The 7,134-nt window shown below is 74.4% G+C and carries 3 protein-coding genes and 2 pseudogenes; 3 read left to right on the top strand and 2 right to left on the bottom strand.

Annotated elements, in window-relative coordinates:
- Positions 1 to 84: 84 nt before the first annotated feature.
- Entirely contained in the window at positions 85 to 2,313 is a 2,229-nt protein-coding gene (gene katG / locus AACH11_RS22955) for a catalase/peroxidase HPI (protein ID WP_341376617.1), read from the bottom strand.
- Between the two features lie 106 nt (positions 2,314 to 2,419).
- Positions 2,420 to 2,983 (bottom strand): Lrp/AsnC family transcriptional regulator, encoded by a 564-nt coding sequence (locus AACH11_RS22960; protein WP_341376618.1) that lies wholly within the window; start codon positions 2,981 to 2,983, stop codon positions 2,420 to 2,422.
- A gap of 117 nt (positions 2,984 to 3,100) precedes the next feature.
- Here AACH11_RS22960 and AACH11_RS22965 point away from each other — a divergent pair, with 117 nt between their 5' ends.
- The 3 genes and pseudogenes from AACH11_RS22965 to AACH11_RS22975 form a co-directional block, all read left to right on the top strand.
- Positions 3,101 to 4,339 (top strand): amidohydrolase, encoded by a 1,239-nt coding sequence (locus AACH11_RS22965; RefSeq protein ID WP_341376619.1) that lies wholly within the window; start codon positions 3,101 to 3,103, stop codon positions 4,337 to 4,339.
- Between the two features lie 179 nt (positions 4,340 to 4,518).
- Positions 4,519 to 5,721 (top strand): annotated as a pseudogene (locus AACH11_RS22970) (diaminopropionate ammonia-lyase); the annotation flags it as partial.
- Between the two features lie 45 nt (positions 5,722 to 5,766).
- Positions 5,767 to 6,975: pseudogene (locus tag AACH11_RS22975) on the top strand (M20 family metallo-hydrolase); the annotation flags it as partial.
- Positions 6,976 to 7,134: the final 159 nt, after the last annotated feature.

Genomic DNA, 7,134 nt, shown 5'->3' on the forward strand with positions numbered 1-7,134 from the left:
TTCCCCTGTCCGATGATCGGACATGGTCATCCGATCATCGGCCAGGATCAGGGATTCCCCGGGGGGATGCCCCCGGGCCCGCCGTCAGCGCAGGTCGAAGCGGTCGGCCTCCATCACCTTGACCCAGGCGGCGACGAAGTCCTGCACGAAGGTCGCCCGGGCGTCGTCGCTGGCATAGACCTCGGCGATCGCGCGCAGCTGGGCGTTGGAGCCGAAGACCAGGTCCACCGGCGTGGCCGTCCACCGCAGCGCGCCACTGCGGCGGTCGCGGCCCTCCAGCACGCCGGGCAGGGCCGGCGAGCGGGCCCAGGTGGTGGCCATGTCCAGCAGGTGGACGAAGAAGTCGTGGCCGAGCACGCCCGGGCGCTCGGTGAACTGGCCGTGCGTGGCGCCGCCGGTGTTCGCGCCGATGACCCGCAGGCCGCCGACCAGCACCGTCATCTCGGGCGCCGACAGGCCCAGCAGCTGCGCCTTGTCGACCAGCATCTCGGCCAGCAGCGTGGCGCCGGCCTGGGCGCGCAGCTCGGGCCGCGCCCAGTTGCGGAAGCCGTCGGCCGCCGGCTCCAGCACGGCGAAGGAAGCGGCGTCGGTCTGCTCGGCCGTGGCATCGGTGCGCCCCGGGGTGAAGGGCACGACCACCGTCTGGCCACCGGCGCGCGCCGCCGCCTCGATGCCGGCGCCACCGGCCAGCACGATCAGGTCGGCCAGCGAGATGCGCACGCCGCCGCTGGCCGTCGCGTTGAAGCGGGCCTGGATGCCTTCGAGCGTGGCCAGCACCGAGGCCAGCTCGGCCGGATCGTTGACCGCCCAGTCGCGCTGCGGCGCCAACCGGATGCGCGCGCCGTTGGCGCCGCCGCGGCGGTCGCTGCCACGGAAGGTCGAGGCCGAGGCCCAGGCCGCGCGCACCAGCTGCGCCGGGCTCAGCCCGCAGGCCAGCAGGCGCGACTTGAGCGCGGCGATGTCGGCCTCCGACACCAGCGGGTGGTCGACCGCCGGCAGCGGGTCCTGCCACAGCAGGGTCTCGGCCGGCACCTGCGGGCCGAGGTAGCGGGCGCGCGGGCCCATGTCGCGGTGGGTCAGCTTGAACCAGGCGCGGGCGAAGGCATCGGCGAAGCGCTCGGGCTCGGCCAGGAAGCGACGGGCGATCGCCTCGTAGGCCGGATCGGCGCGCAGCGCCAGGTCGGCGGTGGTCATCATCGGCTGATGGAAGCGGGTCGGGTCGTGGGCATCGACCACGCTGCCGGCGCCGGCCTCGCCGACCGGCTTCCACTGGTGGGCGCCGGCCGGGCTCTTCGTCAGTTCCCATTCGTGGCCGAACAGGGTCTGCAGATAGCCCATGTCCCAGCGCGTGGGATGGGGCTTCCAGGCGCCCTCGATGCCGCTGGTGATGGCGTGGGCGCCGACACCGCTGCCGTGGCGGCTGGCCCAGCCCAGGCCCTGGGCCTCGATCGGCGCGGCTTCGGGCTCGGGCCCGACATGGTGGGCCGGGCCGGCGCCGTGGGCCTTGCCGAAGGTGTGGCCGCCGGCGATCAGGGCCACCGTCTCCTCGTCGTCCATCGCCATGCGGGCGAAGGTCTCGCGGATGTCGCGCGCCGAGGCCAGCGGATCGGGCCGGCCGTCCGGGCCTTCCGGGTTCACGTAGATCAGGCCCATCTGCACGGCGGCCAGCGGATGGGCCAGCTCGCGCTCGCCGCTGTAGCGGCTGCCGGGCTGGTCGCTGGTGGCCAGCCACTGCGCCTCGTCGCCCCAGTGGATGTCGGCCTCGGGCTCCCAGACATCGACGCGGCCACCGGCGAAGCCGAAGGTCCTGAAGCCCATCGATTCGAGCGCGACGTTGCCGGCCAGGATCATCAGGTCGGCCCAGGACAGGGCGCGGCCATATGTGCGCTTGACCGGCCACAGCAGGCGGCGGGCCTTGTCCAGGTTGCCGTTGTCGGGCCAGCTGTTGAGCGGTGCGAAGCGCTGCGTGCCGTTGCCCGCGCCGCCGCGGCCATCGGCCACGCGGTAGGTGCCGGCCGAATGCCAGGCCATGCGGATGAACAGCGGGCCGTAGTGGCCGTAGTCGGCCGGCCACCAGTCCTGGGAATCGGTCATCAGCGCGTGCAGGTCGCGCTGCACGGCGTCGAGGTCCAGCGTGGCGAAGGCGGCCGCGTAGTCGAAGTCCGGCCCCATCGGGTCGGAGGCCGGCGCGCGCTGGTGCAGCACGCCGAGATCCAGCTGCTGCGGCCACCAGTCGCGGTTGCCGCGCACACCGGCGCGGGCCTTGATCGGGGTGGCGCCGTGGGGGAAGGGGCAGCGGGCTTCGGTGGTCATGCGGTCGGTCTCCGGAAGGGGGGGTGGGAACGTGCAGGCAGTCTAGGAATCGGCCCCGCATCAATCCAATCAATCCATCAAATACAACCGATAGCCAAATTCATCTTCAGCGGGATCGGCGCCGACGGGCGGCCGCGGAAGGCTCTGCGCCCGGCGGCGCGCTTGCGTCGGCCGCGCCGGCCGCGGCGGGTGCCGGCGGCAGCGGGATGCGGGTCTCGAACTTCGAACAGTTCATCGCGAACATGCTCTTGAAGTTGCGGATGTTCAGGTGGGAGGCGAAGACCTCGCGCGTGAACGCGTGGTAATCCGCCATCGACGCGGCATGGACGATGAGCAGGAAATCGAACTCGCCCGAGACCTCGTAGCAGGCCATCACCGCCTCCTCGGCGGCCATGCGCTGCTCGAACTGGGTCAGCAGCGCGGCGTTCTGCTGCGCCAGCTCGACCGAGACGAAGACCGTCAGCGGCCGGCCCAGCCGCACGCGGTCGACCAGCGCCACCTGGCGCTGCAGCAGGCCGCGCTCGCGCAGCGCGGCGATGCGGCGCTGGCAGGTGGTCGGCGAGCTGCCGAGCTGGTCGGCCAGCGCGCGGATCGGTTGCGCGGCGTCGCGCTGCAGGCGGTCGAGCAGGGCCCGGTCCAGGGCGTCGAGGGCATCGAGTTCGGCGGTCATGACAGGAGCGATCGGGTGCGGGATGCGCCATGATGCGGCCGATCGGCGGGTTTTCAGCTCATGAATGCACGGCTTCGTGATGAATCCACCCGCCGACCGGGGCCAAGAATCCAGCCCATGGACACCACCCAGGCCCCGGGCGCCCAGCCCGCCGATCCCACCGAAACCGACGCCCGGACCGAGCAGGCCCTGCACGACGGCTGGGTGCGCTGGCGCCACGAGTTCCACCGCTTCCCCGAGACCGGTTTCGCCGAGCAGCGCACGGCCGCGCGCGTCTCGGGCCTGCTGCAGGCGCTGGGCTGGACGGTGGCCGAGGGCATCGGCGGCACCGGCGTGGTGGCCAGCCTGACGGTGGGCACGAGCCCGCGCACCCTCGGCCTGCGCGCCGACATGGACGCGCTGGCGATGCAGGAGCAGGCCCCGGGCCGCGCCTGGGCCTCGGCCCACGACGGCTGCATGCACGCCTGCGGCCACGACGGCCACATGGCCATGCTGCTGGGCGCGGCCGAGTTGCTGGCCCGGCGGCGCGATTTCGACGGCACGGTGCGCCTGATCTTCCAGCCGGCCGAGGAACACGGCCGCGGCGCGGCCGCCATGCTGGCCGACGGCCTGCTGGCGCGCTTTCCGATCGACGAGATCTACGGCGCGCACAACATCCCCGGCCTGCCCACCGGCCACATCGCCACCCGCGTCGGCGGCCTGATGGCCAGCGAGGACAACTTCCGCATCACCGTCGAGGGCCGCGGCGGCCATGCCGCGCGGCCGCAGCAGACGGTCGACGCGCTGCTGATCGGCGCCGAGATCGTGCTGGCGCTGCAGACGGTGGTGGCGCGCAGCGTCGATCCGCGGGCGGCCGCGGTGGTCTCCTGCACCCGGTTCCACACCGACGGCATCCGCAACGCGATCGCCGGCCGCGCCGTGATCGAGGGCGACACCCGCAGCGACGATCCGGTGGTGCAGGCCCTGCTGGAGCGCCGCATCCGCGAGATCGCCGCCGGCATCGGCGCCGCCCACGGCGCGCGCTGCACGGTCGACTACACGCACGACTTCGCGCCCACCGTCAACGACCGCGACTGCACCGCCTGGGCGGTGCGCGCCGCGCAGGCGGTGGCCGGCGCGGCGGCGGTCGAGGCCGACACGCCGCCGATGATGATCTCGGAGGACTTCGGCCGCTTCCTGCAGGTGGTGCCGGGCGCCTTCGTCTTCATCGGCAACGGCGACGGTGGCGGCCCGGGCAGCGTGCCGCTGCACAACCCCGGCTACGACTTCAACGACGCCATCGTGCCGCTGGGCGCACGCTGGTTCGCCGAGCTGGCGCGGCTGCGGCTGCCCGCGGGTCGGCTCGCGGGCGGCTGAACGCTGAGCCCCGTATCCGCATCGGCCGACCCGCCACCGGGCCGGCCACCACGGCCCCCGCCCCCGCCGTCCGGCCCCTGTCCTGACGGACGGTCCGTGACCGTCCGGCGCCCCACACACCCACCTGCACCCACCTGCACCCGCCTGCACCCGCCCTGCCCCCGCACGGAGCCCCCACCATGACCCTGCTGCTGAACCCCCACGTGCGCCCCGGCGCCTACCCCGACGCGCTGCGCGACGTGCTGAGCCTGGACCGCGCGCGCACCGCCCGCGCCCGCCTGTCGGGCTGGCACGGCATCGCCCCGGCGCCCACGCCGTCCTGGTCGCTGCCCGGCCTGGCGCACGCCCTCGGCCTGGGCGCGCTGACGCTGAAGGATGAATCGCGGCGCAGCCCGCTCGGCAGCTTCAAGGCGCTGGGCGCACCCAACGCGCTGGTCAAGGAGATCCTGCGCCGCTGGCCGGACCGCGGCTGGACCGGCCACAGCCTGTTCGCCGGCCAGCACCAGGCCGAGCTCGCCGGCTGGACCGTCATCAGCGCCACCGACGGCAACCACGGCCGCGCGCTGGCCGCCGCCGCCGCCAGCATCGGCTGCCGCTGCGAGATCGTGCTGCATGCCGAGGTCAGCGCCGAGCGCGAGGCGGCCATCGCCGCCCACGGCGCGACCATCCTCCGCATCCGCGGCGACTACGACGCCTCGGTGGCCGAGGCCGCGCGCCTGGCCGAGGCCCACGGCTGGCAGGTCATCTCCGACACCTCCTGGCCCGGCTACGAGGCCGTGCCCGGCGACGTGATGGAGGGCTACGGCGTGATCGTCGACGAGCTGCTCGCACTGGCACCGGCCGACGGCCCCTGCCCGTGGACCCACGTCATCCTGCAGGGTGGCGTCGGCGGCATGGCCGCCGGCATCGCGGCCCCGTTGTGGGACCGTTATGGCGCGCAGCGGCCCAAGCTCATCGTCGTCGAGCCGGCGCAGGCCGACTGCCTGCTGCAGAGCGCGCTCCGCGGTGCGCCGGCACGCGCCACCGGCAGCGTGGATTCGGTGATGGCCGGCCTGGCCTGCGGCGAGACCTCGCCCCTGGCCTGGCGTGTGCTGCAGCCGGCCATCGACGCCTTCATGACCCTCGACGACGACGCGGCCGTGCAGGCCCTGCGCACGCTGGCCGAGGCACCGCACGGCGACGTGCCGCTGGTCATCGGCGAATCCGGCGTCGCCGGCCTGGCCGCGCTGCAGCGCCTGGCGGGTGACGCGGCCGGCCGCGCCGCACTCGGCCTGGACGCCGACGCGCACGTGCTGCTGATCGGCACCGAAGGCGCCACCGCGCCCGCGCTGTGGGATGAACTGGCAGGCCGCCGCGCCGCCGACGTGCACGCCGCCCAGGCCACCTGGCTGGCCGCCCACGGCCCGACCGAGGCCGCGCTGATGCAGCGCCTGCAGGACCTGGCGGCCATCGGCGCCACGCCCGAGGGCGGCGTCTGCCGCCTGGCCCTGACCGATGCCGACCGCGACGCCCGCGCCCAGCTGATGGCCTGGATGCGCGAAGCCGGCCTGACAGTGCAGGTCGACGCCATCGGCAACCTCTTCGGCACCCGCGCCGGCACCGCCAGCGCGGACGGGGCCGATGCCGCACCGGTGATGACCGGCTCGCACATCGACAGCGTGGCCACCGGGGGCCGCTATGACGGCAGTTATGGCGTGATCGCCGGCCTGGAGGTGCTGCGCTGGATGGACGCCCACGGCATCCGCACCCGGCGCCCGATCACGCTGGCCGCCTTCACCAACGAGGAAGGCGTGCGCTGGCAGCCCGACATGATGGGCTCGCTGGTGCATGCCGGTGATCTGCCGCTTCAGCAGGCGCTCGACGCCCGCGACCGCGACGGCCTGCGCCTGGGCGACGAACTGCGGCGCATCGGCGCCGACGGCGCGCTGCCGGTGGGCACGATCCGGCCGTCCGCCTATGTCGAGCTGCACATCGAGCAGGGCCCGCGGCTGGAGGCCGAGGGCGTGACCATCGGTGCCGTGCAGGACCTGCAGGGCATCGCCTGGCGCGAGGTGACGATCGAGGGCCAGTCCAACCATGCCGGCACCACGCCGCTGGACCTGCGCCGCGACGCCGGCCTGGCCGCGGCGCGCCTGACCGTCTGGCTGCACGCGCTGGCCGAGCGCACCGGCGGCGGCATGGTGGCCACCGTCGGCCAGCTGGCGCTGCATCCGGGCCTGGTCAACGTGGTGCCCGGCCGCGCGACGCTGACGGTCGATCTGCGCCACACCGACGCCGCCGTGCTGGACAGCGCCCTGGCCGAGCTGGACGCCTGGCTGCAGGCCCTGGCCGCCGGGCACGGCCTGCGCATCGGCTGCCGCGCGCTGGCCGACAGCCCGCCGGTGCGCTTCGACGCCCGGCTGGTCGAGCTGATCGAGGACCGGGCGCGGGCGCGCGGCCTGTCGGTGTGCCGCATGACCTCGGGCGCCGGCCACGACGCGCAGATGATCGCCCGCATCGCACCGGCGGCCATGATCTTCGTGCCGAGCGCGGCCGGCCTCAGCCACAACCCGCGCGAGCACACCGCGCCGGCCGATCTGGCCCACGGCGCACGCGTGCTGGCCGACGTGCTGCGGACGCTGGCCGACGAGGGCTGACAAGCCGTGAACGAACCGCCGATCGACCGTGGGGAGCGCGTGGCTGCTGATTGCCGCAGTGGCGCGAGGAGGCGGGAGCCGATGCGCAGCGGGAGCGGTGTGAGGGCCGTTTGTGCGGCTGAGCAAGGCCTGGCGAGCGTGTGCGGCGGCCAAGGGCGC

It is taken from the genome of Pseudaquabacterium rugosum, from assembly GCF_038066575.1.
GTDB classification, from domain to species: domain Bacteria; phylum Pseudomonadota; class Gammaproteobacteria; order Burkholderiales; family Burkholderiaceae_C; genus Pseudaquabacterium; species Pseudaquabacterium rugosum.